Annotated in this window: 28 protein-coding genes; 23 read left to right on the top strand and 5 right to left on the bottom strand. The window is 50.3% G+C overall.

The window, feature by feature from the left end:
• Positions 1–32: 32 nt before the first annotated feature.
• The 4 genes from kdpA to ACFORK_RS25800 all read left to right on the top strand — a co-directional run bounded on the left by kdpA (position 33) and on the right by ACFORK_RS25800 (position 6839).
• Positions 33–1709, top strand: coding sequence for a potassium-transporting ATPase subunit KdpA (gene kdpA / locus ACFORK_RS25815; RefSeq protein WP_379204536.1), 1677 nt, complete (start codon positions 33–35; stop codon positions 1707–1709).
• A gap of 59 nt (positions 1710–1768) precedes the next feature.
• Positions 1769–3802 (top strand): potassium-transporting ATPase subunit KdpB, encoded by a 2034-nt coding sequence (gene kdpB, locus ACFORK_RS25810; RefSeq protein ID WP_379204534.1) that lies wholly within the window; start codon positions 1769–1771, stop codon positions 3800–3802.
• Between the two features lie 34 nt (positions 3803–3836).
• Positions 3837–4421 carry a potassium-transporting ATPase subunit KdpC gene (gene kdpC / locus ACFORK_RS25805; protein ID WP_379204531.1) on the top strand — a complete coding sequence of 195 codons (585 nt, stop codon included), beginning with the start codon at positions 3837–3839 and terminating at the stop codon, positions 4419–4421.
• Between the two features lie 78 nt (positions 4422–4499).
• The gene (locus ACFORK_RS25800) at positions 4500–6839 is read left to right on the top strand and encodes a universal stress protein (protein WP_379204529.1); all 2340 of its coding nucleotides are present in this window, start codon (positions 4500–4502) and stop codon (positions 6837–6839) included.
• Positions 6840–6916: 77 nt separating this feature from the next.
• Here the strand turns inward: ACFORK_RS25800 and ACFORK_RS25795 are convergent, their stop codons facing one another.
• Positions 6917–7159, bottom strand: a complete 243-nt coding sequence (locus tag ACFORK_RS25795) for a glutaredoxin family protein (protein WP_379204527.1) — start codon at positions 7157–7159, stop codon at positions 6917–6919.
• Positions 7156–7482, bottom strand: coding sequence for a bacillithiol system redox-active protein YtxJ (gene ytxJ, locus ACFORK_RS25790; RefSeq protein WP_379204524.1), 327 nt, complete (start codon positions 7480–7482; stop codon positions 7156–7158). Before ytxJ ends, ACFORK_RS25795 begins: the two co-directional genes overlap by 4 nt.
• 231 nt (positions 7483–7713) lie before the next feature.
• Between ytxJ and ACFORK_RS25785 the strand changes: the two genes are divergently transcribed.
• The 7 genes from ACFORK_RS25785 to ACFORK_RS25755 all read left to right on the top strand — a co-directional run bounded on the left by ACFORK_RS25785 (position 7714) and on the right by ACFORK_RS25755 (position 14190).
• The gene (locus ACFORK_RS25785) at positions 7714–8436 is read left to right on the top strand and encodes an SDR family NAD(P)-dependent oxidoreductase (protein ID WP_379204522.1); all 723 of its coding nucleotides are present in this window, start codon (positions 7714–7716) and stop codon (positions 8434–8436) included.
• 44 nt (positions 8437–8480) lie between these two features.
• Positions 8481–9116: a ThuA domain-containing protein gene (locus tag ACFORK_RS25780; protein WP_379204520.1), complete on the top strand. Its 636-nt coding sequence runs from the start codon at positions 8481–8483 to the stop codon at positions 9114–9116.
• Between the two features lie 146 nt (positions 9117–9262).
• Positions 9263–11035: a spore germination protein gene (locus tag ACFORK_RS25775; protein WP_379204518.1), complete on the top strand. Its 1773-nt coding sequence runs from the start codon at positions 9263–9265 to the stop codon at positions 11033–11035.
• Positions 11036–11074: 39 nt separating this feature from the next.
• Positions 11075–12157 (top strand): GerAB/ArcD/ProY family transporter, encoded by a 1083-nt coding sequence (locus tag ACFORK_RS25770; RefSeq protein ID WP_379204516.1) that lies wholly within the window; start codon positions 11075–11077, stop codon positions 12155–12157.
• Complete coding sequence (locus ACFORK_RS25765) at positions 12157–13362, top strand: Ger(x)C family spore germination protein (protein ID WP_379204514.1); 1206 nt, start codon at positions 12157–12159, stop codon at positions 13360–13362. The genes ACFORK_RS25770 and ACFORK_RS25765 overlap by 1 nt, the downstream gene beginning before the upstream one ends.
• A 94-nt stretch (positions 13363–13456) precedes the next feature.
• Positions 13457–13849 carry a MerR family transcriptional regulator gene (locus ACFORK_RS25760; RefSeq protein ID WP_379204512.1) on the top strand — a complete coding sequence of 131 codons (393 nt, stop codon included), beginning with the start codon at positions 13457–13459 and terminating at the stop codon, positions 13847–13849.
• Between the two features lie 2 nt (positions 13850–13851).
• Positions 13852–14190 carry a thioredoxin family protein gene (locus ACFORK_RS25755; RefSeq protein WP_379204510.1) on the top strand — a complete coding sequence of 113 codons (339 nt, stop codon included), beginning with the start codon at positions 13852–13854 and terminating at the stop codon, positions 14188–14190.
• A gap of 75 nt (positions 14191–14265) precedes the next feature.
• Here ACFORK_RS25755 and ACFORK_RS25750 read toward each other — a convergent pair whose 3' ends face one another.
• Positions 14266–15150 (bottom strand): CHAD domain-containing protein, encoded by an 885-nt coding sequence (locus ACFORK_RS25750; RefSeq protein WP_379204508.1) that lies wholly within the window; start codon positions 15148–15150, stop codon positions 14266–14268.
• A gap of 180 nt (positions 15151–15330) precedes the next feature.
• Between ACFORK_RS25750 and ACFORK_RS25745 the strand changes: the two genes are divergently transcribed.
• Positions 15331–16251: a lipoate--protein ligase family protein gene (locus ACFORK_RS25745; protein WP_379204506.1), complete on the top strand. Its 921-nt coding sequence runs from the start codon at positions 15331–15333 to the stop codon at positions 16249–16251.
• A 103-nt stretch (positions 16252–16354) separates the two neighbouring features.
• On the opposite strand, the gene ACFORK_RS25740 is transcribed toward ACFORK_RS25745, so the two are convergent.
• Positions 16355–17143 (bottom strand): carbon-nitrogen family hydrolase, encoded by a 789-nt coding sequence (locus ACFORK_RS25740; RefSeq protein ID WP_379204667.1) that lies wholly within the window; start codon positions 17141–17143, stop codon positions 16355–16357.
• A 142-nt stretch (positions 17144–17285) separates the two neighbouring features.
• Between ACFORK_RS25740 and ACFORK_RS25735 the strand changes: the two genes are divergently transcribed.
• The 7 genes from ACFORK_RS25735 (at position 17286) to ACFORK_RS25705 (ending at position 22399) form a co-directional block, all read left to right on the top strand.
• Positions 17286–17729, top strand: coding sequence for a MarR family winged helix-turn-helix transcriptional regulator (locus ACFORK_RS25735; protein ID WP_379204504.1), 444 nt, complete (start codon positions 17286–17288; stop codon positions 17727–17729).
• Between the two features lie 36 nt (positions 17730–17765).
• Entirely contained in the window at positions 17766–18404 is a 639-nt protein-coding gene (locus tag ACFORK_RS25730) for a nitroreductase family protein (protein ID WP_379204502.1), read from the top strand.
• Between the two features lie 20 nt (positions 18405–18424).
• Positions 18425–18718: a putative quinol monooxygenase gene (locus ACFORK_RS25725; protein WP_379204500.1), complete on the top strand. Its 294-nt coding sequence runs from the start codon at positions 18425–18427 to the stop codon at positions 18716–18718.
• 131 nt (positions 18719–18849) lie between these two features.
• Positions 18850–19227, top strand: a complete 378-nt coding sequence (locus tag ACFORK_RS25720; RefSeq protein WP_379204498.1) for a hypothetical protein — start codon at positions 18850–18852, stop codon at positions 19225–19227.
• A 114-nt stretch (positions 19228–19341) separates the two neighbouring features.
• Entirely contained in the window at positions 19342–19668 is a 327-nt protein-coding gene (locus tag ACFORK_RS25715) for an ArsR/SmtB family transcription factor (protein ID WP_175372188.1), read from the top strand.
• 112 nt (positions 19669–19780) lie between these two features.
• Entirely contained in the window at positions 19781–21544 is a 1764-nt protein-coding gene (locus ACFORK_RS25710) for a SulP family inorganic anion transporter (protein WP_379204495.1), read from the top strand.
• Positions 21545–21700: 156 nt separating this feature from the next.
• Positions 21701–22399 (top strand): DUF1361 domain-containing protein, encoded by a 699-nt coding sequence (locus tag ACFORK_RS25705; RefSeq protein ID WP_379204493.1) that lies wholly within the window; start codon positions 21701–21703, stop codon positions 22397–22399.
• Here the strand turns inward: ACFORK_RS25705 and ACFORK_RS25700 are convergent.
• The gene (locus tag ACFORK_RS25700; protein ID WP_379204491.1) at positions 22396–22716 is read right to left on the bottom strand and encodes an MGMT family protein; all 321 of its coding nucleotides are present in this window, start codon (positions 22714–22716) and stop codon (positions 22396–22398) included. The genes ACFORK_RS25705 and ACFORK_RS25700 overlap by 4 nt on opposite strands.
• 230 nt (positions 22717–22946) lie before the next feature.
• Between ACFORK_RS25700 and ACFORK_RS25695 the strand changes: the two genes are divergently transcribed.
• Genes ACFORK_RS25695 through ACFORK_RS25680 form a run of 4 tightly spaced genes read left to right on the top strand, consistent with a single transcriptional unit; the run spans position 22947 to position 25577 of the window.
• Entirely contained in the window at positions 22947–23492 is a 546-nt protein-coding gene (locus tag ACFORK_RS25695; protein WP_379204489.1) for a DJ-1/PfpI family protein, read from the top strand.
• Between the two features lie 31 nt (positions 23493–23523).
• A complete protein-coding gene (locus tag ACFORK_RS25690; RefSeq protein ID WP_379204487.1) occupies positions 23524–24150 on the top strand; it encodes a hypothetical protein in 627 nt (208 codons plus the stop codon).
• Positions 24151–24193: 43 nt separating this feature from the next.
• Positions 24194–25006: a phosphotransferase family protein gene (locus ACFORK_RS25685; protein ID WP_379204484.1), complete on the top strand. Its 813-nt coding sequence runs from the start codon at positions 24194–24196 to the stop codon at positions 25004–25006.
• 28 nt (positions 25007–25034) lie between these two features.
• On the top strand, positions 25035–25577 hold the full coding sequence (locus ACFORK_RS25680; protein WP_379204482.1) for a DUF1697 domain-containing protein: 543 nt from the start codon (positions 25035–25037) through the stop codon (positions 25575–25577).
• Positions 25578–25854 lie beyond the last annotated feature (277 nt).

The following is a 25854-nucleotide window of genomic DNA, read 5'->3' as shown; positions in this document are numbered from 1 at the left end:
AGAAATAGAAGCCTTGCTAAGGAGGGACATTCATGGGCATTCTGCAAATGGTCGTTGTGATCGTAATCCTGCTGCTTCTGGTGAAGCCAGTGGGCACCTATGTATATCATGTATTTTCAGGTGAGCCTAACCGTACGGATAAATGGTTTGGTCGTACAGAGAATGGCATCTATCGCCTCATTGGGCTGAAGAAGCGCGAAGGAATGTCCTGGAAGAAATATGCGCTCAGCTTTATTTTAACAAATATCGTGCTGGTAGCCTTCAGTTATATCATTTTGCGGGTGCAGCAGGGACTGCCGCTTAACCCGAATGGAATCGCAGATATGGAGCAGACGCTTACGTTCAATACGGTCATCAGCTTTATGACGAACACGAATCTGCAGCATTACAGCGGAGAGACCGGCCTGTCGTATTTCTCGCAAATGGCTGTGATTACGATGATGATGTTCACCTCTGCTGCCAGCGGCTTCTCTGTGGCGATCGCTTTTGTCAGAGGGATCACGGGGCGGGAGTTGGTGGGGAACTTTTTTGAAGACTTTGTAAAAGCACATGTGCGGATCTTTCTGCCTCTCGCATTGCTGGTATCGCTGATTCTGGTCGGCCTGCATGTGCCGCAGACGCTGAAGCCGACGCTTGAGGTCACTACACTTGAGGGCCAGGTGCAGCATATTGCGATAGGGCCTGTGGCTTCGCTGGAATCGATCAAACATCTTGGGACGAACGGTGGTGGCTTCTTCGGGGCCAACTCCTCTCATCCTTTCGAGAATCCAAGTCCGCTTACGAACGTGCTGGAAATTCTCTCGATGTGGATGCTGCCTGCGGCTCTGCCATATACGTATGGCTTGTTTGCCAAAAACAAACGTCAGGGCTGGGTGATTTTTACCGCGATGATGACGCTCTTCGTGCTGCTGCTGGGACTGAACTATTATGCTGAGACCCGTGGGAATCCGGCGATTAACGCCTTCGGTATCGATTCCTCGCAGGGCAGTATGGAAGGCAAGGAGGTTCGTTTTGGTATACCGCAATCCTCCCTGTTCACTACGGTGACAACCGCGGCGACCACAGGCAGTGTTAACAATATGCATGACACGCTGACACCGCTCGGCGGAATTACACCGCTGGCGCTCATGATGCTGAATAATGTGTTTGGCGGCAAGGGTGTCGGGCTGATTAATATGCTGATGTATGCGATTATGGGTGTTTTCCTGAGTGGACTTATGGTCGGCAGAACTCCGGAATTCCTCGGAAGGAAGATCGAAGCCAGGGAGATGAAGCTAATCGCTATCGCGATCCTGATTCACCCGCTCATAATCCTGGTACCGACCGCGGGGGCCTTCCTGACCGAGCTGGGCAAAGGCTCAATTACCAATCCGGGCTTTCATGGCCTGACCCAGGTGTTATATGAATATGTCTCTTCGGCCGCGAATAATGGATCTGGATTTGAGGGACTGGTGGACAATACCTCCTTCTGGAATATAACGACCGGGATCGTTATGCTGCTGGGCCGATACGTCTCTGTGATCGCTATGCTGGCGGTTGCCGGGTCCCTGCTGCGCAAGAACACTGTACCAGAGACGACCGGAACCTTCCGGACAGATAATGGCTTGTTCACCGGCATCCTGATTGGTACGGTTCTGATCATCGGTGCGTTGACCTTTTTACCAGTCATTGTGCTTGGCCCGATTGCTGAGTACTTGACCTTGCGGTAAGCAGTGGCTGTCCATAGCTAGCTTTGCTAGGCAAAGCTTTGAAAGAGAGGGAGAACAAGATGAGTACTGCCAAAAGAAAAAAGCTGCTGACCGGACCGATACTCCTCAGCGCTGTAAAAGATAGTTTTGTGAAATTGAACCCGGTGACGCTGATGAAGAATCCAGTCATGTTCGTCGTCGAGATCGGTACCATCATCGTTCTGTTTATGGTGCTGGTACCCGGATACTTTCATGCTGAGCAGTCGATGGGCTTCAACATTACGGTATTCTGCATTTTGCTGTTTACCGTTCTGTTCGCCAACTTCGCAGAAGCCCTCGCTGAAGGCCGCGGAAAGGCCCAGGCAGATTCACTGAAGAAGACCAAACAGGATATTACGGCCAATAAACTGGTGGGAACAGCGACCAAGACGGTTTCTTCCTCTGAGCTGCGCAAAGGCGATATCGTGGTCGTCAGCCAAGGGGAACTTATCCCGGGTGACGGTGAGGTCATTGAGGGACTGGCTTCAGTAGATGAATCGGCCATTACCGGTGAGTCAGCACCTGTCATCAAAGAAGCGGGCGGCGATTTTGGTTCTGTTACCGGCGGTACACGTGTCGTGAGCGATGAGATTAAGGTGCGGATTACAAGTGATCCGGGGGAATCGTTTCTGGACCGGATGATCTCCTTGGTGGAAGGGGCCAAACGTCAGAAGACGCCGAACGAAATTGCGCTGAACACACTCTTGATCAGTCTGACGATTATCTTTCTGATTGTCGTCGTTACCCTGCGGCCGATAGCGGGATACTTGAACATTGAGCTTGATATTCCGGTCATGATTGCCCTGCTGGTCTGCCTGATCCCGACAACAATCGGCGGACTGCTCTCGGCGATCGGCATAGCGGGTATGGACCGGGTCACCCAGTTCAACGTGCTCGCTATGTCCGGGAAAGCGGTGGAAGCTGCCGGAGACATCAATACGATGATCCTGGATAAGACCGGAACCATTACCTTCGGGAACCGGATGGCGAGTGAATTTGTGCCGGTGGGCCAAGAGACGGAAGTCGATCTAACGGCCTGGGCGGCGATAAGCTCTCTGAAGGACGAGACGCCTGAAGGGCGGTCCGTCATTGAACTTGCCAAGAAGCTGGAACGCAGCTATGACAGCAGTCTTGGAGACGGCGGCGAATTTGTGGAATTCAAGGCCGAGACCCGGATGAGTGGCATCGACCTTCGTGACGGACGCAGTGTGCGTAAGGGAGCCGTTGATTCCGTGAAAAAATGGGTATTGTCAAAGGGTGGACAGATTCCGGGTGACCTGGATAGCCGTTCTGATGACATTGCCCGGTTGGGAGGTACTCCGCTTGCAGTTGCCGTAGACAACCGCATCTATGGACTCATCTATCTGAAGGATACCGTCAAGCCCGGTATGAAGGAGCGGTTCGAAGAGCTGCGGCAGATGGGAATCAAGACGATTATGTGTACCGGTGATAATCCGCTGACTGCTGCTACCATTGCTCGCGAAGCGGGAGTCGATGATTTCATTGCCGAAAGCACCCCAGAGGATAAAATTGAAGTCATTCGCCGTGAACAGTCACAAGGTAAATTGGTGGCTATGACCGGTGACGGTACGAATGATGCACCCGCACTGGCTCAAGCAGATGTTGGGCTGGCGATGAATAGTGGTACTACAGCCGCCAAGGAAGCGGCCAATATGGTCGATCTGGACTCAGATCCTTCGAAGATTATTGAGGTGGTCGCAATCGGGAAGCAGTTGCTAATGACGCGCGGTGCGTTGACGACATTTAGTATCGCGAACGACATCGCCAAGTATTTTGCTATTATTCCGGCCATGTTCACCCTGGCGATTCCGGAGATGGGGGTTCTTAATGTCATGGGACTTGGCTCGCCAAGCTCGGCCATCATCTCTGCGCTGATTTTCAATGCGATCATCATTCCGCTGTTGATTCCTCTCGCTATGCGGGGCGTGTCCTACAAGCCGATGAGCTCGTCCAGACTACTCGGCCGCAACCTTTTTATCTATGGCTTTGGCGGCGTGGTTGTACCGTTCGTAGGCATTAAGCTGATTGATATGATTGTAAGTGTGTGGATCTAGCAGCTGATTATATCAGGAAGAGGATGAGGATGTTATGAAAAACGCTAATGTTTTTATCGTTGTGCGGCTTGCTCTGGTTTTCATTGTTCTGTGCGGTGTGGTCTATCCACTAGCTACGACAGCTATTGCCCAGGTGCTCATGCCTTCCCAAGCTAATGGCAGTCTACTTAAAAATGAAGCTGGTGACGTTGTTGGCTCGAAACTGATTGGTCAGAACTTTACAGATCCGCGTCTGTTCCACAGCCGGGTATCTAGCATCGAGTATAAAGCCGAGGCTTCTGGCTCTAACAACTATGGACCTTCCAATCCAGATATGCTAAAGCGTACGAAGGATTTTATCGCGCAGTGGCAGAAAGACAACCCCGATGTTGCCTTGAATAAGCTGCCCGTGGATCTAGTGACCAACTCGGGATCAGGGCTTGACCCCCATATCTCCCTGGCTGCGGCGGCTGTGCAGATTCCACGAATCAGCAAGCTGACGGGAATTCCGGCTGCAGAGCTGGAGCGGCTTGTAGCAGCGCATACCCAAGGGCGCGATTTGGGCTTGTTCGGCGAAGAGCGTGTGAATGTACTGGAACTGAATCTGGATGTGCAGAAAAGCGATGAAGCCATAGAATAAAGTCAGAGGTCAGCATCCCTGCACGGGGCGTCTGTGAACGGGCAGGGATGCATGAGCCATGCAAGGGAGAGGGTCTGCATGGGAACATACCGGCGAAAAACACCAGAGGAACTGCTGCTGTCCTTATATGAATTGCACCGCGGCCGTCTGAAGATTTACATCGGCCCGGCAAGCGGGTCGGGCAAGACGTACCAGATGCTGCGCGAGGGGCAGATGCTGAGAGCACAGGGGATTGATGTGGTGACCTGTGCGGTTTCCACCCACCAAAGCCCGGAAACGCTGGATCAGCTCCGTGATCTGGAGCGGATCCCCAGCATTCACTGGCACAAGAAGGGGATAGAGAAGAAGGATCTCGATATGGAAGCCATCTTGCAGCGCAATCCGGAGGTTGTGCTCACGGATGGCGCAGCACATCTGAACCGTGAGGGAGCCGAGCGGGTAGGTCGGCTTGAGGACATCCAGTATTTGCTGAGCCATGGCATCAGTGTCATTACCACAGTGAATGTCTACGAAGTGGAAGGAGCGGCGGAACTGGCCCGGCAATGGACGGGGATGAAGGTGGAGCATTCTGTTCCAGTAAATGTGCTTGCCTTGGCCGATGAGCTGGTCCTGGTGGATGTGACCCCAGAGAAGATTCTTCAGCGCTTGTCCGAGGGTCATGTCGGCGGAGAAGCCAACACTCATCTGTTCAATAAAGGTAACCTGGGCAAGCTGCGTGAGTTGGCGCTCCGCCTTGTAGCCGAAGATGTGAATGACTCCCTGGAGAAGCACCAGAAGGAGCAGGGACTTCAGGGCAGGGTCCGCATTGCTGAGAAAGTGCTGGTCTCCGCGCAGTATTACTGGAATGGCTCTATTCATATTCGCCGTGGACAGCAGATTGCCAAGCGACTGAACGCAGAGCTTGAAGTAGTGTCGTTCTGGAAGCAGGGACTTACGATGCCCTCTAATGCTGCTACCTTTAAGACCTCATTATGGAAGCTGGCAGAAAAAATCGGTGCCTCGATAAAGGAGATCCCCTTCCGGTCCAGGAGGGAAATCCCTCTTCTGCTGGTGCAGTACGCGACGGATCATAAGGTCACCCGAATCGTTATGGGTCACTCCAAACAGACAGCGTGGCAGGACTTTTGGAAAGGGTCGATCGCGGGCACGCTGTTGAAGCAGATTCGTAATGTGGATGTATTCTTCGTAGCAGATCGTGCGGAAGTAGAGGGAGAACGGGTGCTTCCAACCCGGCAGAGCCGCGATAGTGATCAGGAGACGAACGCTTACCATAGACTGAGCAATCAGGAAGTGATGGAGAAAATAGAGGATTTTCGGCGGGGCACCTTCAAGGTCTACATTGGCGCTGCTCCCGGGGTTGGGAAGACCTACAAGATGCTGCGCGAGGGCAATGACCTCCTGAAAAGAGGGATCGATGCCGTCATTGGGCTACTAGAAACCCATGGTCGTAAGGAAACGCTGGCACAGGTAGCCGATCTTGATACCGTTCCCCGCCTGCAAATGGATTACCGGGGAACGGTGTTGGAAGAAATGGATACGGAAGCGATCATTCGCCGCAACCCTGAGGTGGTACTGGTGGATGAACTTGCGCATACCAACGTACCGGGAAGCAAGCACAAAAAGCGGTATATGGACGTAATAGAATTGCTGGATGCAGGGATTTCGGTAATTTCGACCGTGAATGTGCAGCATCTAGAAAGCTTGAATGATGCGATTGAGCAGATCACCGGTGTCAGAGTAAGGGAGACCGTGCCGGACAGCATCTTGCAGCAGGCCAGTGAGGTTGAACTGATTGATGTAACACCCGAGGCACTGCAAGAGCGGATGAAGGAGGGCAAAATTTATGACATGGCCAAGGTGGATCAGGCGCTGGGGAATTTCTTCAAAATCGGCAACCTGATTGCACTCCGGGAGCTGGCCCTGCGGGAGATTGCTGACGATGTAGATGAGCGTCTGGAAGCCTGGGAGCGCGACGGATCACTGCGAGGGCCCTGGCGGCGCAAGGAAGCGATCTATGTCTGCATCACGCTCGGGCATCAGGCCGAGCGGCTCATCCGCCGCGGCTTCCGAATTGCTTACAGACTTAAGGCTTGCTGGTACGTTACGTATGTCCAGGAATTCAAGCAAGTGAGCGCAGCTCAGGAGGAGCGCATCCGTAAACTCAAGGAATTGACAGAAAGTCTCGGGGGTATTTTCAAAATTATACCTAGTACGGCTCCGGGCCGCGTGGCCGCGCTGCTGCTAGAGAGGTCGCAAGCCCTTCAGAGCACTCAGATCATTATCGGGCAGTCCCAACGTTCCTGGCTTCGCCGCTGGCTGCGGGGCGATGTGACCAAACAAATCCTGCGTTCCGCCCGGCATGTCGATGTGCTGGTTGCGGCCGATTACAGGCCCGAAGCTTCTCGTCCGGTAAAATAGAAAGGGGATCTCCACAGCCTGATGACGGCTTGCGAGATCCCCTTTTGTATAAAGAGCATACTGCTTAATGTATTGAATTATTTAGCAGATGATTCAATCAGGGACTTTAGTTCCTGGTGGTTGAACCCTTTGACTGCATGGTTACCGGATACGGTCACTGGAATGCCCATGAAGCCCAGTTTCTCAACTTCTTCTTGATAAGCAGTGTTGGTCATGATGTCTCTTACTTCAAAGGCAACACCTTGTTCAGTAAGGAATTGTTTGACCAGATTGCAGTCGCTGCAGCCTGTTGTGGAATAGACAATCACTTGTTCGCTCATTGGTTTACAGCCTCATTGATAGCGTCTTTAGTGATCTTCCAATGGGATGTATTCCAGCGGACTTCGCTGTCTTCAAGCAGGAAGAGCTGTGGAGACTCATGCTTAATGCCGAAATCTTCAGCAATTTGATTGGATACCGGGCGGTCTTCAATAACATGAACGATGGCTGCCGTAGTGTCCGAGTCCTTAAGGAAGGCTTGGAATTCTTCATGCGCTTTGGCGCTGATCGGGCAGGTTGTGCTGTGCTTGAAGAGCAGCTTCTTGCCTGGCTGCCCAACATATTGTTGTAGATCATCCAGTGTATGCAGTTGTTGAATAGACAAATGAATCACCTTCCTGTATGTTTTTTTGTTTAAATTTAAGGCATTATCAGGGTGATTAGCAACCTGTAATCATGATTGTAACATAGTTAAAAATTAAAGCAAAAAAATTATTATCCGTGCTGGTAATGGCCGCTTTACCGAATGGCCCTGCGGGTATTGAAAAAACCATGACTGCATGCTAAGGTGAGGGGGTTAATGAAATAATTACCACGAATGGGAGTGACCAAAGCAATGAATAAGGTTGCTTGTATTACCGGTGCGGACCGGGGACTTGGACTGTTTCTTACCCGCTGGCTGCTAGAGAATCAATATCTGGTATTTGCCGGTCAATACCTGGAAGATTCGGATTTTCTGAAAGCGCTTAAGGATCAATACCCGGATCAGCTGAGACTGGTCCCGCTTGATATTGGAGACAGCGACAGTGTTAAGAGAGCGGCAAGGATGATTGCCAGCAGCACAAGGCATGTTGATATCATCATTAATAATGCAGGTATTATTCAATCCTCTGATTATGCTTCGATGCTTGTGGATATGGACATTGAAGCGATGCAGAAAATCTATAATGTCAATACGCTAGGATCACTGAGAGTCAGCAATGCGCTGATGGGGCTGCTACTCCAGAGCGAACAGAAATTAATCGTTAACATTTCGTCGGAGGCTGGCAGCGTTGGTCGCAACAAGCGCACCAACATGTACGGATACTGCATGTCCAAGTCGGCGCTCAATATGCAGTCCTCTCTTCTGCATAATCATCTGAAGGAGCTGGGCGGACAGGTGATGATCTTCCATCCTGGCTGGCTTCAAACCTATATGGGTGGGAAGATCGATGAGTTTGCGACTACGACTCCAGAAGAGTCGGCCTACAAGATTATGGCGCTGGTACAGAATCATAAGCAGTATTTGGGCGAAGAGCCTGCATACCTGGATCTGGATGGAAATCACTGGCCTTGGTAGGCTCTAGTTAAGGAGTAAATATTCTAACTTAAGGATGTGTACACATGACTACTATAAAAGCGCTTGCCCTGGGCAGCTACTCTAACGTGAAATATCACCCGTTCAAGGATGTGGATCGTGAATTCGAGAATATTTTCAAAGATGAAGTAGAGGTACATTGCACGGAGGACCTGGATACATTGAATCCTGAAACGCTGGCTGGTTATGAACTCATTATTTCCTATACCGAATTTTCGGATGAGCCGCTTACTCCACAACAAACCGCAGCTCTGATTTCCTTTGTCGCCGGAGGAGGAGGACTCCTTGTCGTACATAACGGAATCTCCATGCAGCGCACGCAGGAGCTCGGCACGGTGCTGGGCGGGTATTTCACCCACCATCCGGAATATACGTCACTCCAAATCGAATTCCCGCAGCCAGAGCATCCGATTGTGCAGGGCATCGCAGCTTTCACGATTGATGACGAGCCGTATTATTTTGAAATGCAGCCGCATTTCAAGACGACGGTGCTGGCTCATTATCTCCATGAAGGCGCAATGAGAGAAGCGGCTTGGTGTCATGAATTCGGCCAAGGCCGTGTGGTCTACCTGATGCCTGGGCATCATCTGCCATCTTTCTCGGTTGAGCCGTTCCGTCAATTGATTCTGCGGAGTGGATTATGGGCGGCGGCCCGGCTATAGCTATCATATGGATATAAGATAGTACGACCTTGGAAAGAGTCCGGCTGCGGAACCCCCCGCAGACTGGGCTCTTTTTGCATGTGTGCATGAATAATCCTGCTTCGGTAAAAATATGGCTACAGCTGTTAAGTGGGAGGTCGTAATTCATGTGGAATATGATTGCGGGATGGCTCCCTGGTTGGAGCGTCCTGTTTCAGGGACTTATTCTTCTGATTGTCCCCATAGTCATCACACAGACAGTGAACTGGATCAGAACCTCCGAGGGGGATGTCAGCAAACGGGGCCAGAAAGCTAAAGCAGCCTTAAACAAGGATGGTGGAGTAACCCCCATAAAAGGCACAAAAGGTGCAGAAGGTACGAAGTCGAACAAAACTACATTCATTGCGGGAAAGGAAGACAGTGGTGAATCTGGCAACAATGATGGACAAGAGACGCCATACCACTCCTATACAGGCAATATAGATGAGGACCTTCAGTTGTTCAAGAAGATTAGTAGCGATATGGCGGATGTGAACATCAGGTTGCTGCGTATCGGAGCTCTGCAGATCAAGGCTGTGCTGCTTTTCGTGGATGGCTTGACGGATAAGGACAGCATGGACCGCAACATTTTGAGGCCATTGATGAATGCAGTTCTACCCTTTGAAGGGATGAACGAGGCGCCCGAAGCAGGGGAACTGAAGCGGATTATTGTTGAACGAATCCTTCTGGTCTCGGAGATTGAGTACACTACTGATCCGGCAAAATCACTAAAAAAGGTACTGTTCGGTTCTGCTGTGCTGATGGTGGACGGCATGAAGGAATTGTTCGTGCTGGGCACGCCCAAAGGCAGAACAAGAGGCGGGGAAGAGCCGGTATCCGAAGCGCTTTTGCGCGGTTCGCGCATTGGCTTTAATGAGACGCTCAGTGACAATACGGCCATGCTGAGAAGGCATGGACAGAACACCGAACTGGTGATGGTTTCTTTTACTGTGGGCAAAAGGGTGGAGAAGGAGCTTGTCCTTACCTATATCCGGGATATAGCGAATGAGGAACTGGTGGAGGAAATTAAACGCAGAATTCTAACGATAGATATTGATGATGTTCAGGAGTCGGGTTTTGTGGAACAACTGATCGAGGACGACTTTCTCAGTCCCTTTCAACAGATTCAGAATACCGAACGACCTGACCGTGTCATGGCTGCCATGCTGGAGGGGAGAGCTGCGATCCTGCTGGATGGGACCCCATTTGCCCTGATTATGCCGGTGACGTTTGGGATGCTGCTGCAATCGCCCGAAGATTATTTTGACCGCTGGATAGCAGGGTCTCTACTGCGGGCATTGCGCTTCTTCGCGGCAATGGTTTCACTCTTCGCTCCGGCTCTGTATATATCCTTTCTTTCTTTTCATCCAGGGCTAATTCCAACCAAGCTGGTGATATCCATTGTCAGTTCCCGTCAGGGCGTTCCTTTTCCCTCGTTGATTGAGGCGCTGATCATGGAAGTATCCATTGAAATCCTGCGGGAGGCTGGCTTACGGCTACCGAAGCCGATCGGCCCTGCAATGGGAATCGTCGGAGGTCTGATTATCGGCCAGGCCGCGGTAGAGGCGGGAATTGTCAGTCCTATTCTCGTTATCGTCGTTGCTGTTACAGCCATTTCTTCTTTCGCCATGCCGATGTACAGTGCGGGTATCACCTTACGACTGCTACGCTTCGTAGCGATGTTCTTCGCAGCGGTGTTCGGGATGTACGGTGTCATCTTGTTCTTCCTGCTACTGAGCAGCCATTTAATCAAGCTGAAGAGCTTTGGAGTACCTTATCTGGGCTTAGCAGTACCCTCTCATGTAAAGGACTGGAAGGATTTTATTATCCGGCTGCCCCTGCAGTTGCTTAAACGCCGCCCGGCGATATTGAAATCGAAAGGCCCGATCCGAAAAGGATAAGCAAAGCAAATCAAGGCAAGAGAGGTGAAAGGCTGAAATATGGAAACGAGGGATCGAATAACAACAACCGAGGTAATCATTATTGTGGTTAACTATGTTCTTGCAGCAGGTGTGTTCACCCTTCCTCGGACTACTGTTGAACAGGCAGGAACCCCTGATGTCTGGATTTCTGTGATCCTTGGCGGTCTCCTCTCCATGATTACAGGACTGATCATTGCCAAACTCAGCCAGCGCTTCCCTGGACAGACGATTTATCAATACAGTGGAAAAATAATCGGGCGGCCGTTGGCAATCCTGCTGGGCGTGGTGCTCATTGGTTATTTTGTGTGCATTGCCAGTTATGAGATACGTACCGTGCAGGAAGTGACCGTCTTTTTTCTACTGGAGGGAACACCCAACTGGGCGATTACTGGGATCTTTATGTGGGTCGCCCTTTATCTATGCAGGGGTGGGATCAATGCGATCTCTCGCATGTGCCGATTGCTGTTTCCCATTACCTGGACTGTGTTTTTTGGCGTGTGCCTGCTTAGTCTGCAGATCGTCGATATCAACAATTTGCGTCCTGTACTGGGTCAGGGCATGGGTCCAGTCTGGCGGTCTATCAAGCCAACAGCTTTGACCTTTACCTCCGGGGAAGCCCTGCTTTTTCTGGTTGCTTTTATGGATAAGCCGAAAAAGACGATGAAGGTGGTTGTTTCTGCAACACTAATCGCTATGGTTTTTTACATTGTGGCAGTTGTGCTTTGCATCGGGGCCTTTTCTGTAGATGGTGTGGTTACCCGGACGTGGCCTTTCATTGACCTCATTCGGAGTTTTGAAGTGAACTATCTGGTGTTCGAGCGTTTCGAATCCTTATGGCTGACCATTTGGATCATGCAGATTTTTTGCACCTTCTGTATTGCTTTCTATGGAGCCGCACTCGGGTTGTCACAATTGACAAAGATCCCTCTGAACCATTGTTTATTTGTGTTGCTGCCCGTTATATATATCGTGACAGAGAGTCCTCGTAATCTGAATGGTTTATTTGTCTTTGGCAGTGGAATTGGCAATTGGTCGATGATTTTATTCGGGGCACTGCCGCTGCCGCTGTTGATCATTGCCCGTTTGAGGGGGGCGCGCTAGTGAAGCAAATTTTGAAGCAAGGCTGTAGCCTGAGTCTGCTGCTGGCTGTTTGTCTGCTGCTCTCTTCCTGCTGGAGCAGTTCGCCGATCGAGGATGTCAACATGGAAGCGGGGGTCGCTCTAGATATCGCGGATGAGACGGAGACCGAGCAGGACTTTGCACAGAAAGGTGGAGAATATCCGAAGAGAAATAAAGTCTCCTGTACCTATCAATTTCTCATTCCCCAGGGTGCAATCGGTTCTAAGAAGGAGGGAGCCCAGTCCAAAAACTATTATAATGCCACGCAGACCGGCGATTCCATCTTTGAGGCAGTGCGTGAGCTCTCTCTGCGTTCCAACCGCCTTCCCATCGGCCATCATCTGAAGACTATCGTCATTGGAGAAGAGCTTGCACGGACAACGAAGCTCTCCGAACTCATCGAATTCTTCAGCAGAGATAATGATATCAGGCCAAGCGTGCTGCTGCTCATCAGTAAAGGTAAGGCGCGAGAGGTCTTTCGCGATTCGCTCCCGGGTCAGACCCCTGCTTTTGTACTTAATGGAACCTTCAATAACCGAAAGCGAATCACAAGGATATGGGAGCCTGTATCCATGGCGAAGGTGGTAGGTCCACTGCACGGTCATACCAGCTTTGTCCTGCAAAATGTGATTGTATCGGGCAAGGAAACCAAGTTCTCGGGAGTGGCCGTTATCAAGGGAACTACCGGAAAGCTCGGCGGTTTCCTGGACGAGGGGGAGCTGGATGGGTTGATCTGGATAACGGGAAAGGGGAAAGGTGGTGCGGTCAAAACCTACAATCCTGACAATAACAAGCTCGTCACGTATGAGATTACAGACATGGATAGCAAGATCAAACCTAGCGTAAAGGGGGACAAGATTTCTTTTCACGTCTCCATGGAATCGGAAGGTAGAATTGCGGAGGCTTACATTGCCGGTGGAGAGAGACTGCAGGACGGAACCTTAAAACAAGTAAGAAAGGCAATAGAGAAGAAGGTGCAGGATATAGCCGAGAGTACTGTACATAAACTACAGTATGAACTTCAGGCAGATGTAGCCGGATTCGGCAAGAGTCTACAGATTCAGTACCCATCCGTATGGAACAAAGTGAAAGGTGATTGGGATGAGGTCTTTAGCAATGTACCTGTTACTTATGAGGTGAAGCTGAATATTGAAGATTACGGGGCCTCAAGCACAACAGTGGAGTAGGCGATCTCTTTTCAAAAAAATAGGTTGACCCTCACACTAATGTGAGGGTTTATACTATGTGTAGACCATTTCTCATGAACCCGGGGAGAATGCCATGAAAATAGGTGAGCTTGCACGCCAGACGGGCGTTAGTGTCCGTTCATTGCGTTATTATGAAAGTCAGGGCTTAATTACACCGGTCCGTCAGGCCAACGGTTACCGGGAATATTCGCCGCTTGCTATAGAGACTGTGGAGAGCATTAAGTTGTATTTGAATCTTGGATTGTCCACGGAGGAGATCGCCGGTTTCCTGAATTGTGTACTGAAGAACAAAGAGTCCTTCTGTGCGGAAGTGATGCCGATATACCAAAGTAAACTGGAAGAGATTGAAAAGCAGATCCTGCAACTGAACCAGATCAAGCTGAATCTGGAGGAGCGGATATCTTCGATTTTAGAAGAACAGCATGATCAGGATATCCTTATAGATAAGGAACATAGGAGGGATTAAGTATGGCTATTCTCGAGGTAGAGCAAGCTGATAGTCTGCGGTCAAAATTGAGCGGTGAGGGCACAGTGCTGGTGGATTACGGAGCACCGTGGTGCCCGCCTTGCAAGGTTTTGCTGCCATTGCTGGAAGAACTGGACGGAGAGTATGGGGAAGAGGTAACCATCGCCAAGGTTAACTGTGATAATCTGCCGGAGCTGGCTTCCGAAGCAAGCGTGATGGGACTGCCGACGGTGATTGTCTATAAGGATGGTCAGCCGATGGAAAAGCTGGTCGGCCTTCAGCCGAAAGCTGTCTACCAAGGCGTTTTGAATAAATATTGCGGTGCGAAAGCAACGCATTAAGCTATGTTAGAGGCGTGAAGGGCAGGATTATAATCTGTCCTTCACGCCTTTTTTGAAATACTGTTGCTGAGTTTATTATCTATTATCCCCGATAGGAAGCACATGGTTATGCTGCAATGCCTCCAGTACTTCTACCCGCAGTTCAGCAGTGAAGGCCTCCCATGTTTTTTTACCGACATCAAGCTTTTTTCGGCCAATAGCATTCAGGGTCTGCAGCCAGATCCGTTTATCATTGATCTCCCCCAGCTGTGTCTGAACGTCTTTATAGATGGCCTCATCGGCCTGAAACTTCTGGTTTAGCGCAAAAGCAGCCGCCCCCGCAGTGTATCGCAGCTCCTTAGCAGCAATCCGCAGCTTGTGCAGTGTCTCGAAATCCTCCTCCGATGGCGAAGACAGGTCTTTGAAGAGGGCTTTACAGGCTTGTTTCTTCTGCTCAAAAGCTTCCTCCAGCTCACGCATCACCACATTGGCATCTCTTCTTGCGATCATGTCCTCTAATTGCGTGCTCAGGAAAAGTGACCATCTCTCATCCAGCGCGGAATTGGCCAGCTTCGGCAGATCCTGAGCGAGTTGCTCACGATACTTTTTCCGTATGCTTTTCTGATGCTTAATGACAGCTGTTAGCAGTCTGACTGTCTTGGGATTACCTTCGGCCTCGGCTTGCTGTCTTCTTTCCTTGAAGGACTGAATCAGCACGTCGGCATCCCTGACCTTACCTAGACGCTTTTGGGCTTTTTTGAATATAGGATATAGGCCGGAGGAATGTTCTGGATCAAGTATGGCTAGGAGAGTCAGCAGTTTGCGGCAGTTCACTCTGGCCTGATGGATATCCTCGTCGCCAAATTTGCGTACGGCTTCCTTACTGTAATCTCGAAAGTTGAGATACAGTAGATTCAGCGCATGCTCCCACTGCTCTTTTTTGCTTGCCGGTCTGCCCTTCGGAGCCTGTTCGGCGGTCATGCAGCACCACTCCTGAATGTTATTAGTTGTTTGTTATAGTATTACCCAAAAGCCTTCTTAATCAAATTCCTGCGGCTGAATAGCTATACGGATGTCCGGCTTCGCGGGAACAGGCAGATGGGTTACAATGAGATTATGATACGGCAGTATATAGAATATAACTGCGCTCGGGGGTTATTCATGAACATGACACCATTGTATGAGAATACGGAAGGGGAAGAAAGTTCACTGCCGTCAGTTATGGGGCTGTTTGAGCATTTACTCGAAGAAGAGAATAACGGAGAAGGCGGATTACCGGTCTCCGCGCAGAGTGGCGATTTGTTGATTCCGTTCGCCTTTGAAGAGACGTTGTGCCGGGATGTGGGCGCGGGTCTGGTCCTTCCCTCTTTGCATCTCTGGAGCCATCCCGGTGGGGTAGCTCTGGGGCTGCGGGACAGCAAGCTGCCTGGGGCTGCCCTGGCGATGGACAAGCTGGAGAGCCGTGGTATCCGCACGGTGGTCCGGCATTCCGGCGGTGCTGCTGTGCCACTAGACGCCGGAATTGTGAATGTGTCGCTGATCCTGCCCAAACGTCGCGGCAAGCTGGACTTTCATGACGACTTCCGGCTGCTGGCGGCTGTAATTAGAGATGCTGTAGCCGTCAGTCATCCTGCGGCCGCGGCGCAGATTGTGGCGAAGGAGGTCGTAGGCTCCTATTGTCCGGGAGATTTCGACCTCTCCATTGGAGGCCGCAAATTCTGCGGGATTGCTCAACGCAGACAGAGTCAGGCCTACTTTGTGCATGCCTTTGTCGTAGTCTCCGGCTCTGGACAGGCGCGCGGTGAACTGATTCGCAGCTTTTATGAAGAAGCTGCCGCAGGTGAACACGGCTTGTCTTATCCACAAGTGCGCCCGGAGACGATCGCTGGACTTGGCGAGCTGGGCGGACCAAGCACTACCGCGGCTTTCTGTAGCGGGATCAGGGAGGCCTTCACCCGCAGGGCGATAGAGCTAATCCCTTCCGGCAGGCTCCAACAGGAGACGGGATATCAGTTGGAATACAGCGACCCGCGTGTCAAAGCTGCCGCAGGGGTACTACGAGAACGTTATTCTCAGCTGTAAATGGCAATTACAGAGCACTTAAAAAGGGCGTTACGTAGGACTGGTTAGAATCCAGTATTCGTAACGCCCTTTCTGTATGTTGCCACATCGATCACTTCAAAATTTAGACGTATAGATCAGGTCGTCTGTCCGAGAACACCGGAATCTGTGCCCTTACCTCACGCACCTTCTGCCAATCGATCACGCCGCTGACAATCTCCTCGCCCTCCGAAGCTTCGCAGACGATCTCACCCCAAGGATCAATGATCATGGAATGTCCTGCAAAGGTATTGGCTGGATCACTTCCGGCCCGATTGCAGGCCACAACATAACACTGGTTCTCGATCGCGCGACTAATCAATAGCGTGCGCCAGTGGGACAAGCGCGGCAATGGCCATTCAGCGCTGATGAAGAGTACCTCGGCGCCTTGTACGGTGTGGGCGCGAATCCATTCGGGAAAGCGAATATCATAGCAGATCAGTCCGGCACAGGACGCGCCATCCAGCATGAACAACCCCTTGGCTTCCCCTGGCTGAAGATAGAGATGCTCATCCATCAGCCGGAACAGATGAAGCTTGCTGTATTCGCCGACAAGTTCCCCCTGGCGGTTGAATATGAACATACTATTGGTGACCCCGCCGCCGGGATGTCTGTTAGCTACGGAACCCGCCACAATGTTAATGCTGTATTGTTTCGCCAATGCGGATATGAAAGCCTTGGTAGTGCGTCCTTCCGGATCGGCAATTTCTCCAAGCCGGGTCAGGTCATATCCCGTCGTCCACAGCTCAGGGAGAATCAGGCAGTCAGGTCTGTCCGCTGCTGCTTCCCTGATTTTACGTTCCGCCGCAGCATAATTAGCCTCCGGATTGCCAAAAGCTATATCGAGCTGAATAAGGGCTATTTTCATTCGCAGATCCTCCTCCTTAGTTCAAGACTATAGGATTCTCTGTCCATAAAAGCAACCCTATTTTTAGGGTGTGATCATATTAGTTGACAGGTCAATTATTTATGAGTAAGATGATTACTGTCATATTGATTGTGCACAATTAAATGATATGAGGAGGTATATCTTGTCCCAACAATACTCCGAGGAAGAGCAGATTTTCGAACTGCTGCAAAGCCTCAGCAAAGCTATTAATCCAAAGTTTGAGCGATCGGTGAACATTAGTCCGACCCGGCTTCGCCTTCTTCATGAGCTGTATTATGGCGATGAGATTAGTCAGTCTTTCCTGCAAAAGGAAGTTGATATAGATGCAGCAGCCGTTACCCGCCACCTGAAAGGGCTGGAGGATTGTGGTATGATTACCCGCCGCAACAATCCTGAAGACAACAGGGTAACCCTGGTCTCCCTTACAGAAGAAGGACGGGGGCGAATTGCTTCGTTTTGTGAAGAAAAGAAGAATTTTATCAGCGACTTGCTCAGCAGCATCACACCCGGGGAGCGAACCGTGCTTATCGACATGCTGACCCGGATGCAGCAGAATATCAAACAGCTATAGATCACATCCTATACCAATCAAAGGAGAGTCATTCCCATGAACAATACACAACAACTTAAAGATTTCACATCCGTTATCACAGGACGCCGTTCCATCCGCAAGTATGATCCTACAGTTAAGATTAGCAAGGAAAAAATGACACAAATTTTGACGGAAGCTACGCTTGCCCCATCTTCGATCAATTTGCAGCCTTGGCGTTTTCTTGTAATTGAAAGCGAAGAAGCCAAAGCCACCCTGGCACCGCTGGCTAAATTCAATCAAACACAGGTGGAGACTTCAGCAGCTGTGATTGCCGTTTTCGGAGATTTGGACAACTTTGATTATGCTGAGGAGATTTTCAGTGCGGCAGTGGAACGCGGCTTTATGCCAGCGGAAGTAAAGGAAAGACAAATGAGTGTTCTGGCTCCCCGTTTTGCAACTCTGCCGCGTGAAGTCAAAAAGGATATCGTGCTTATTGATGCCGGGCTTGTATCCATGCAATTGATGCTGGTAGCTCATGCACACGGCTACGACACCAATCCTATCGGCGGTTATGAGAAAGAACAAATTGCTGAAGCTTTCGGACTTGATAAAGAACGTTATGTACCGGTTATGCTGATCTCCATCGGTAAAGCTGCGGATGAAGGTTATGCTTCGGTCCGTCTGCCGATTGAAAAAGTTGCCCAGTGGAAATAAGAAGGAGCTGACAGCAGACGATGATTATTATCCATGCTATTATCCAAGTGAAGCCGGAGCGCCGCGAGCAGTTCCTGACAGTGGTTAAGCCTTTGATTGCCTCATCACAGTCAGAAGAGGGCAACCTCTCCTACGAGCTGTACGAGCAGTCCGGACAAGACAATGTATTCATCATGGTGGAGAACTGGCGTGATGCCGAGGCGGTAACTGCCCACAATGCCAGCAGTCATTTCACAGGCTTTGCTGGTCAGGCTGGCGAATTCCTGGCTGCACCGCTGGACGTTAAGGTCTACAATGCGGAGCAGGTAAAATAAATAAAGCTGTACCTTAAGGGATGTCTCATGCTGCCAAGGCTGGGACATCCCTTTTCTGTGCCCGGAATCCCTTTCCCGCCAAGGCTCATGTATAATAAATGCTGAATACTTATACGGATGGAGATTATGAAATGAGAATAACAGTGACCCGGAATGGGCTCAGGAAGAATGAGATTTTCTTCACTTCGGCATACGGGGAAGGCCGGGGGATATGGCATGGCACTCATGTAACACCGCTGGAAGAGATCGACGTGGAGTTCGAGCTGACCCAGCTCTTTATGCGATGGGTGGATATCATTCCTGCCGACAACGGAGAGGCGGGGATTGCGATGGAAGGGGACAGGGTTATCTTTACCGGTGTTCTGGAGGATATTGACGAGGATGGAACGGGCTATCTGCGGCTTGGTGAAAGTGTGCTGATGTTCGAGAGCCTGGGTGAGCCGATGGCCTTGGGGATATTCGCCAGTATTTCAGTGAAAGAACCGGGCATTTATCCGATTGTCGTTTAGCTGAGAGAGGGAGATAGAATAATCTGCAATTCGGGCTGGAGTTTATGACCTGATGAGGCTATGCTATGATAGCATTAGATTTCAGAAGTAATGCTATTCGAGGAGAAAATGTCTATGAACTACGAAATTCAGCAATTTAAGACGGAGTTTTTCAAGGCGCTGGCCCATCCGATGCGTATCCGCATTCTGGAGCTTCTGAGTGAAGGCGAGAAGAATGTGAACGAATTGCAGGCCATTCTGGGTTCGGAGGGTTCTGCTGTATCCCAGCAGCTGGCCGTTCTGCGTGCGAAGAATGTAGTTGTCAGTGTGAAGGAAGGCACCTCCGTGATTTACTCTCTTCGTGACCCCCTGATAAAGGATCTTTTGGCTGTAGCCAGGCAAATTTTCGATAACCATCTGGTAAATGCGATCTCCCTTCTGGAAGGCATGCGCGGTGAATAGCAACAGAGTACACTGAACATTATTTTTGCGTTGACAAGAGCGTCGCGCAGGGGTAATGTTTCTTTATATTCAAATAATCAGATATTCAGATAAATGAAAAGAAGGTTGAATCATGATTGGATGGGGTAGATTCGAGGGCTACAGCCTTGCTTCTCTGCGTAAAGATGTCACTTCGGGAATCATTGTAGGTGTTATAGCCATTCCGCTCGGAATGGCTTTTGCTATTGCTTCGGGTGTCAAACCAGAATACGGAATCTATACTACGATTATAGCGGGTATTCTGATCTCTCTGCTGGGAGGCTCCAAGTTCCAGATTGGCGGTCCAACGGGGGCCTTTATCCCCATTTTATTCGCTATCGGGATGCAGTATGGCTACGAGAATCTGTTGATTGCCGGAATGATGGCAGGCGTTATTCTGGTCCTAATGGGAATTCTCCGGTTGGGTGTTCTGATCAAGTTCATTCCGAAGCCGGTAACAATCGGTTTTACGGCAGGTATTGCCGTCATTATCTTCAGCGGGCAGATTGGCAGCTTCTTGGGGTTGCAAGGTATGAGGCGGCATGAAGGCTTTGTAGACAATATGAGAGAGATCGGCCAGCATCTCTCGACGGCTAACATGTACAGTATTTTGACTGCAGTCGTATGTCTTGCAGCGGTTCTTCTGACTCTCCGTTTTGCTCCGAAGGTTCCGGGCTCTTTGATCGGCCTCCTGTGCGCAACGGTTATGGCTGTTCTTTTTTTCAGCGGCAAGGTGGCAACAATCGGCTCGGCGTACGGAGAGATCCCGGGTACATTACCGAGCTTCCACATCCCCCTTATAACCTGGGAGCGCATCAAGTCGCTGCTCCGTCCAGCGTTCGTTATCGCCATGCTTGGCGCCATCGAATCGCTGCTATCAGCGGTGGTAGCGGATGGGATGACGGGGGAACGCCATAATAGTAACCGAGAGTTGATTGGACAGGGGATTGCGAATATCGCAGCGCCGCTGTTCGGAGGCATCCCAGCAACCGGGGCCATTGCCAGAACGGCAACCAATATTAAGAATGGCGCCGTCTCTCCTGTGTCGGGTATTGTCCACGGTGTGGTCGTATTTCTGATTCTGCTGCTGCTGGCGCCATATGCTTCTACCATTCCGCTTGCGGCTATGGCTCCGATCCTGATGGTTGTGGCCTGGAACATGAGTGAGCGTAAAGAATTCCTGCATTTGCTGAAGACTAGAACGGGGGACTCACTCGTTCTGGTCACTACCTTTCTATTGACCGTGTTTGCCGACTTGACCCTCGCCGTAGAGGTGGGGCTGATGCTGGCTGTGGTTCTCTTCGTGAAGCGGATGGGTGAGGTTCATCGGGTCTCCAAGGTATTACCTGATCCGTCTTCGGTAAAGGTAGAAGCTCATATGGTATCGGAGCACCATGACTGTCCGCAGATCGGCATCTACAATGTGGAAGGGCCGTTGTTTTTTGGCGCAGCATACCGATTTGACGATACCCTGCCGGGCCCCGGTGCGGGACAGCCCGGAATTATTCTGCTGCGGATGGGCAAGGTTCCTTTGATGGACACGACGGGAGAATCGAACCTCGTAGCGCTAGTGAAACAGCTTCACGCTTCGGGAGGGACCCTAATGATTTCCGGCATCCAGTCCCAGCCTCTCGAGCTGCTGAAGCGAACCGGACTTTATGATCAGATCGGTGAGGAGCAGTTCTATGAACATACAGGAGAAGCCATCAATCAAGCACTTGGGGCGATCGATTATGGCAAATGCGCCGGCTGTCGGCATGCAGCTTTCAGGGAATGCAGCGCATTCTCTCTTCCGATAGAAATTCGGCAGCAGCGGGTAGTCGCCGGACCAATAAAGCCCGGTGCGCTTGAAGTCTGACAGGTAAGAGTGTCCCTAATAACATACAAAAAGGACTGTTACAGGCCGCTCTGGCTTAGCGAACAGTCCTTTTTGGCATAGACTACTTCGTTACAAATTTGTACAATGTAGGGTAATTGAACGTTTAGAACCCAGAAGATGAGGAGGCTGTGCCTTATGAAGGAACTGAACTATTCAAAAGTATTCTTGCTGCTGGCCGGTCTGTCAGTCGCTACGCTTGGGGTATACCGTGTTGTATCGCTTCAGACCGACTCGTTCTATGCTTTTCTGATCTGGAATCTATTTCTGGCCTGGATTCCCTTTCTGTTCTCAATGGCCGCCCATGAGCTGGATAAGCGGAGGATCGGGGGAATATGGATGCTTCCGCTGGGAGTGGCCTGGCTGCTGTTTTTCCCGAACGCGCCGTATCTGATGACTGATCTTGTACACTTGACGGCCCAGAAGGGGAGATATATTGTCCACGGAGTGATTCAGAACCGGTACTGGTACGATATGGTCATGCTGCTGCTGTTCACTTGGAGTGGCTGGCTGACAGGGTTTTTCTCGCTATATCAATTTCAGGCCGTGATCTACCGTAAAAGTAATTTGCTACTGTCATGGATATTCGTCCTGGCGGCCTGTGTGTTGGGTGGATACGGGGTTCTGCTTGGCAGGGTGTACCGGCTCAACAGTTGGGATGTGCTTACCGACAGGCACCAGCTTTATCAACTCGTGCTAGACAGCCTGAACCGACAATCGGTCTTTTTCAGTCTGTTCATAGCGCTGGTGCTGCTGGTGATTTATGCGACAATGTATTGTCTGCTGAATGTGCTGGGGCATGGAGCAGGACAACAGCGCTCCAGAGGCAGGGGTTAATCGTGATTTGCCACAGGCTGATATTGAAACTGCTCAAGGTTGATGGCACCCTTCAAGTCGAACAGGATACCTTCATCCTCCAGGTAGAGTCTCTGCATTGTGCCAGCTTCATCTTCGGTGAGGGCAATCATGCCCTTAGCATTGATCACCCGGTGCCAGGGAAGCTTATATTTGCGGCTCATGGAATGAAGGATGCGGACGACCTGTCTCGCGGCTCTGGGGCTGCCAGCGGCCCGGGCGACCCCTCCATAGGTCATGACCTTGCCCGCAGGGATAGACTGAATCACGTCGATTACTTTTTGGGTGAATGGTGTCATGGCAAATCTCCTTACTATAATCAAACGATTTCTACGTTTAGGCGGAAAATCCGGGAAGTGACTGATCCCAACGGAATTTTCCGTTTTTTTATTATACAACGAATCAGGCGTTTAGAATCCGCAGCCTCAGAGGGCTTTTTTGTCATTTCCAATGTTTATGTAAAATAGCTATACTTATAGACAAGTGTGATGTAAAAGATTTCTACAGAATGGAAGGGAGTCTTAACATATTGAATACATATATTCTTATCTATAACAGCTTCGTACAGTTTGAGGTGGTGCTGGCTGCCTATTTTATGAAAACGCAAGGCGAGGTATACACGTTAGGTCTTGGGTCTTCACCTGTGAATTCCAGCGAGAGCTTCTCCGTGAATCCGGCAAAGACGCTTTCGGAGGTAAATGTTCAGGAGATTGATCTTCTAATTATCCCTGGGGGCGAGACGGAGGAGATCATCAAGGATGAATCCCTGCTGAAGCTACTTCGTGAGCTGGATACAGCCGGGAAGGTTATCGGTGGCATTTGTGGTGGTGTATCCGTACTCAAGGCTGCAGGTATTTTGAACAACAGGAAATTTGTTGAGGTTGCTGCTGCGGAGGAGGGAGTCTCTGCGGCGACTTCGGGAGTCAATGTAATGGTCGATGGGAATATAGTGACAGCCCTGCCTAATGGATATGTGGATTTTGCCCTAGAATTGGGTACGCTCATGAACATCTACAAGGACAAGGCGGATTATCAGGAGACGATAGATTTCTTTAAGTATTTCAAAACAGTGTGAGCACATTGCCGACAGGAGGGGAGCTTCATCTATGAGTGTTAACAGCGTTGTACTGCCTTCACATTGGGGCAGGGAGGTACGGCACAAGCATATCACGCGAGGGTCTAAGGTGCTGGCAGTTATTTTTCCCGGCAAAAATTATTCGACAGAACGTCCGCTATTGGAATATGCGGCCAAGGTAGCTGCGGAGTATAACTGTGACATCCTTCAGCTCGAATATGGCTATCAGAGCGCGAGAGTTGAAATGAAGCGTGAAGACATTGGCATCATTGTGGAAGAGTGTACGAATGCCATTACCTCTGTGCCCAAGTACGAGAAAATCCTATTCATTAGCAAAAGCATTGGCACCGTTATTGCCGGGAAAGTCGCCGCAACGCTGAAGGCCAGCCAACAGATTGAGCACCTGTATCTAACCCCGATCCCGGACGCAATACCACTAATTGAACAAAGTCGGGGCAGTGTGATCTATGGCAGCGCCGATCCGCTGTTCAGTGAGCCACATTCCCGTGAGCTGGCCGGACTGCGTAATATCAAGGTGTACCGAATAGATGACGCTAATCACTCTCTGGAAGTGGGGAATGTCAAAGAGTCATTGGCAATATTAATTGTCATTATTAATATGTATCATGAATTTTTCCAACGTTGTTTAAAGCGGTAGTCCAAGGTCATGTGCTGAACCATTCGGAAATGGGGGAAACCAGATGAAGGGAAAGCTGATTGGAGAGGGCAGAACAGCGGAGATTTGGGAGTATGGCCATCGCAGGGTGCTGAAATTGTACCGGGAAGGGATTCCGGTAGATCAGGTAACGAGGGAATATAATATCAGCCTGTACGCGCATGCCCAAGGGATTCGTACTCCACAGCCATTTGAGCTGACAGAGGTCGAGGGGCGGAGTGGAATTGTGTTTCAACAGATTGAAGGTTCATCATTATTGACCTTGCTTGGCAAAAGCCCATGGAAGGTCGGCCAATATGCCAGCAGGCTAGCCAAGCTGCACTATGATCTACATACGCTAGATGCAGGTAACGATCTCGAAGTGCAGCAGGAGAGGCTGAAATGGGGCATACATGAAGCCCCTCTGTTGAATGAGTCGGAGAAACAGGCCATTCTCTCCTACCTGGATACACTTCCGGTCGGCGGCAAGCTGTGTCATGGTGATTTTCACCCGGATAATATACTTATGGATGAACAGGTATGGATCATCGACTGGATGACCGGTCTGGCCGGAGATCCGGCTGGCGATGCTGCAAGGTCTGTCGTCATGTTCAGCATGGGGGAAGTGCCTGAAGGGACAACTGGCATTGCCAAATGGGTGATCGGTTTTATTAGAAAGCGCCTGACAAAGGGGTATCTACGGGAATATCTGAGACTCTCGGGGCAAACTAGAGAAGAGATCGAGCGCTGGATTCTTCCAGTCGCCGCAGCCCGGCTAACAGAGTGGCTTCCAGAGGCTGAGAAAGAGCAGCTGGTACAGGAAATCCATAAACGTCTGGCAACGCTCAGCGCTGGTTAACTTCATATTCAGTAAGGAAGTGTAAGAGATGCCAACCTATGTTGCTTTGCTCCGCGGGATTAATGTCGGGGGCAACAAAATCATCAAGATGCAGGATTTGAAGGCGATGTTTCAATCCCTTGGCTATGAGAATGTCAGAACGTATATTCAGAGCGGCAACGTTGTTTTTGAGAGTAGCGAAACCTCATATAGTGCAGTGGGCAAAGACATCGAGCAGCAGATTGAGACCGTATTCGGCTTTGAGGTCTCCGTGATTATACGGACACAAGAGGAGCTGGAGCGGGTTATCGCAGATAATCCGTTTGACCTGAGCGAGCCGGAGGACTTCAAGCGGCTGTATGTTTCTTTTCTGGCAGCGGAGCCTTCGGCAGAGGCGCTGGAGAAGCTACTTCCTTATGGAGATGGCCCTGACAAAATCCGTTTTGTTGGCAGGGAAATGTACACATTATATGAGATCAGTGTGAGCAAGTCGGAGCTTTTTAAAGTTCCTGTGGATAAAATCCTTGGCATGCCTATCACGGCACGCAACTGGAATACAGTCAACAAGCTGGCTGCGCTATGCAGGGCCTGAACTGTTTTAATAGGGTTCCGGGAAGAACGGCTTCGATCTCTGAATGCGATTCAGTACTATCGATCATGGAAACTAAACTGAACAGTATAAATAAAAAGTATCGAAGTGTAATTAGCGGCATTTTTGTACCTTAAATCCTCTGCAGCTAAGGGTTTGAGGAGATTAAGTGCAATATTGTACTGCAATTAGAATAAATAGTGGACACCCGTTAACGGACAGACCGATAATGAAATCAGTGGAGGTGTGTTCACTTGGGAGAACAAAGACAACGATATAA

Source organism: Paenibacillus sp. GCM10012306 (genome assembly GCF_042649265.1).
Lineage (GTDB): Bacteria > Bacillota > Bacilli > Paenibacillales > Paenibacillaceae > Paenibacillus_AQ.
The sequence above is the reverse complement of the archived record's forward strand: the minus strand, read 5'-3'. Positions and strand labels throughout refer to the sequence as shown.

Excerpts from the sequence above, each read along its gene's own strand:
- kdpA (WP_379204536.1), top strand. The coding sequence starts at position 33 with ATGGGCATTCTGCAAATGGTCGTTGTGATCGTAATCCTGCTGCTTCTG.
- kdpB (WP_379204534.1), top strand. The coding sequence starts at position 1,769 with ATGAGTACTGCCAAAAGAAAAAAGCTGCTGACCGGACCGATACTCCTC.
- kdpC (WP_379204531.1), top strand. The coding sequence starts at position 3,837 with ATGAAAAACGCTAATGTTTTTATCGTTGTGCGGCTTGCTCTGGTTTTC.
- ACFORK_RS25800 (WP_379204529.1), top strand. The coding sequence starts at position 4,500 with ATGGGAACATACCGGCGAAAAACACCAGAGGAACTGCTGCTGTCCTTA.
- ACFORK_RS25795 (WP_379204527.1), bottom strand. The coding sequence starts at position 7,159 with ATGAGCGAACAAGTGATTGTCTATTCCACAACAGGCTGCAGCGACTGC.
- ACFORK_RS25785 (WP_379204522.1), top strand. The coding sequence starts at position 7,714 with ATGAATAAGGTTGCTTGTATTACCGGTGCGGACCGGGGACTTGGACTG.
- ACFORK_RS25780 (WP_379204520.1), top strand. The coding sequence starts at position 8,481 with ATGACTACTATAAAAGCGCTTGCCCTGGGCAGCTACTCTAACGTGAAA.
- ACFORK_RS25775 (WP_379204518.1), top strand. The coding sequence starts at position 9,263 with ATGTGGAATATGATTGCGGGATGGCTCCCTGGTTGGAGCGTCCTGTTT.
- ACFORK_RS25770 (WP_379204516.1), top strand. The coding sequence starts at position 11,075 with ATGGAAACGAGGGATCGAATAACAACAACCGAGGTAATCATTATTGTG.
- ACFORK_RS25760 (WP_379204512.1), top strand. The coding sequence starts at position 13,457 with ATGAAAATAGGTGAGCTTGCACGCCAGACGGGCGTTAGTGTCCGTTCA.
- ACFORK_RS25755 (WP_379204510.1), top strand. The coding sequence starts at position 13,852 with ATGGCTATTCTCGAGGTAGAGCAAGCTGATAGTCTGCGGTCAAAATTG.
- ACFORK_RS25750 (WP_379204508.1), bottom strand. The coding sequence starts at position 15,150 with ATGACCGCCGAACAGGCTCCGAAGGGCAGACCGGCAAGCAAAAAAGAG.
- ACFORK_RS25745 (WP_379204506.1), top strand. The coding sequence starts at position 15,331 with ATGAACATGACACCATTGTATGAGAATACGGAAGGGGAAGAAAGTTCA.
- ACFORK_RS25735 (WP_379204504.1), top strand. The coding sequence starts at position 17,286 with ATGAGGAGGTATATCTTGTCCCAACAATACTCCGAGGAAGAGCAGATT.
- ACFORK_RS25730 (WP_379204502.1), top strand. The coding sequence starts at position 17,766 with ATGAACAATACACAACAACTTAAAGATTTCACATCCGTTATCACAGGA.
- ACFORK_RS25725 (WP_379204500.1), top strand. The coding sequence starts at position 18,425 with ATGATTATTATCCATGCTATTATCCAAGTGAAGCCGGAGCGCCGCGAG.
- ACFORK_RS25720 (WP_379204498.1), top strand. The coding sequence starts at position 18,850 with ATGAGAATAACAGTGACCCGGAATGGGCTCAGGAAGAATGAGATTTTC.
- ACFORK_RS25715 (WP_175372188.1), top strand. The coding sequence starts at position 19,342 with ATGAACTACGAAATTCAGCAATTTAAGACGGAGTTTTTCAAGGCGCTG.
- ACFORK_RS25710 (WP_379204495.1), top strand. The coding sequence starts at position 19,781 with ATGATTGGATGGGGTAGATTCGAGGGCTACAGCCTTGCTTCTCTGCGT.
- ACFORK_RS25705 (WP_379204493.1), top strand. The coding sequence starts at position 21,701 with ATGAAGGAACTGAACTATTCAAAAGTATTCTTGCTGCTGGCCGGTCTG.
- ACFORK_RS25700 (WP_379204491.1), bottom strand. The coding sequence starts at position 22,716 with ATGACACCATTCACCCAAAAAGTAATCGACGTGATTCAGTCTATCCCT.
- ACFORK_RS25690 (WP_379204487.1), top strand. The coding sequence starts at position 23,524 with ATGAGTGTTAACAGCGTTGTACTGCCTTCACATTGGGGCAGGGAGGTA.
- ACFORK_RS25685 (WP_379204484.1), top strand. The coding sequence starts at position 24,194 with ATGAAGGGAAAGCTGATTGGAGAGGGCAGAACAGCGGAGATTTGGGAG.
- ACFORK_RS25680 (WP_379204482.1), top strand. The coding sequence starts at position 25,035 with ATGCCAACCTATGTTGCTTTGCTCCGCGGGATTAATGTCGGGGGCAAC.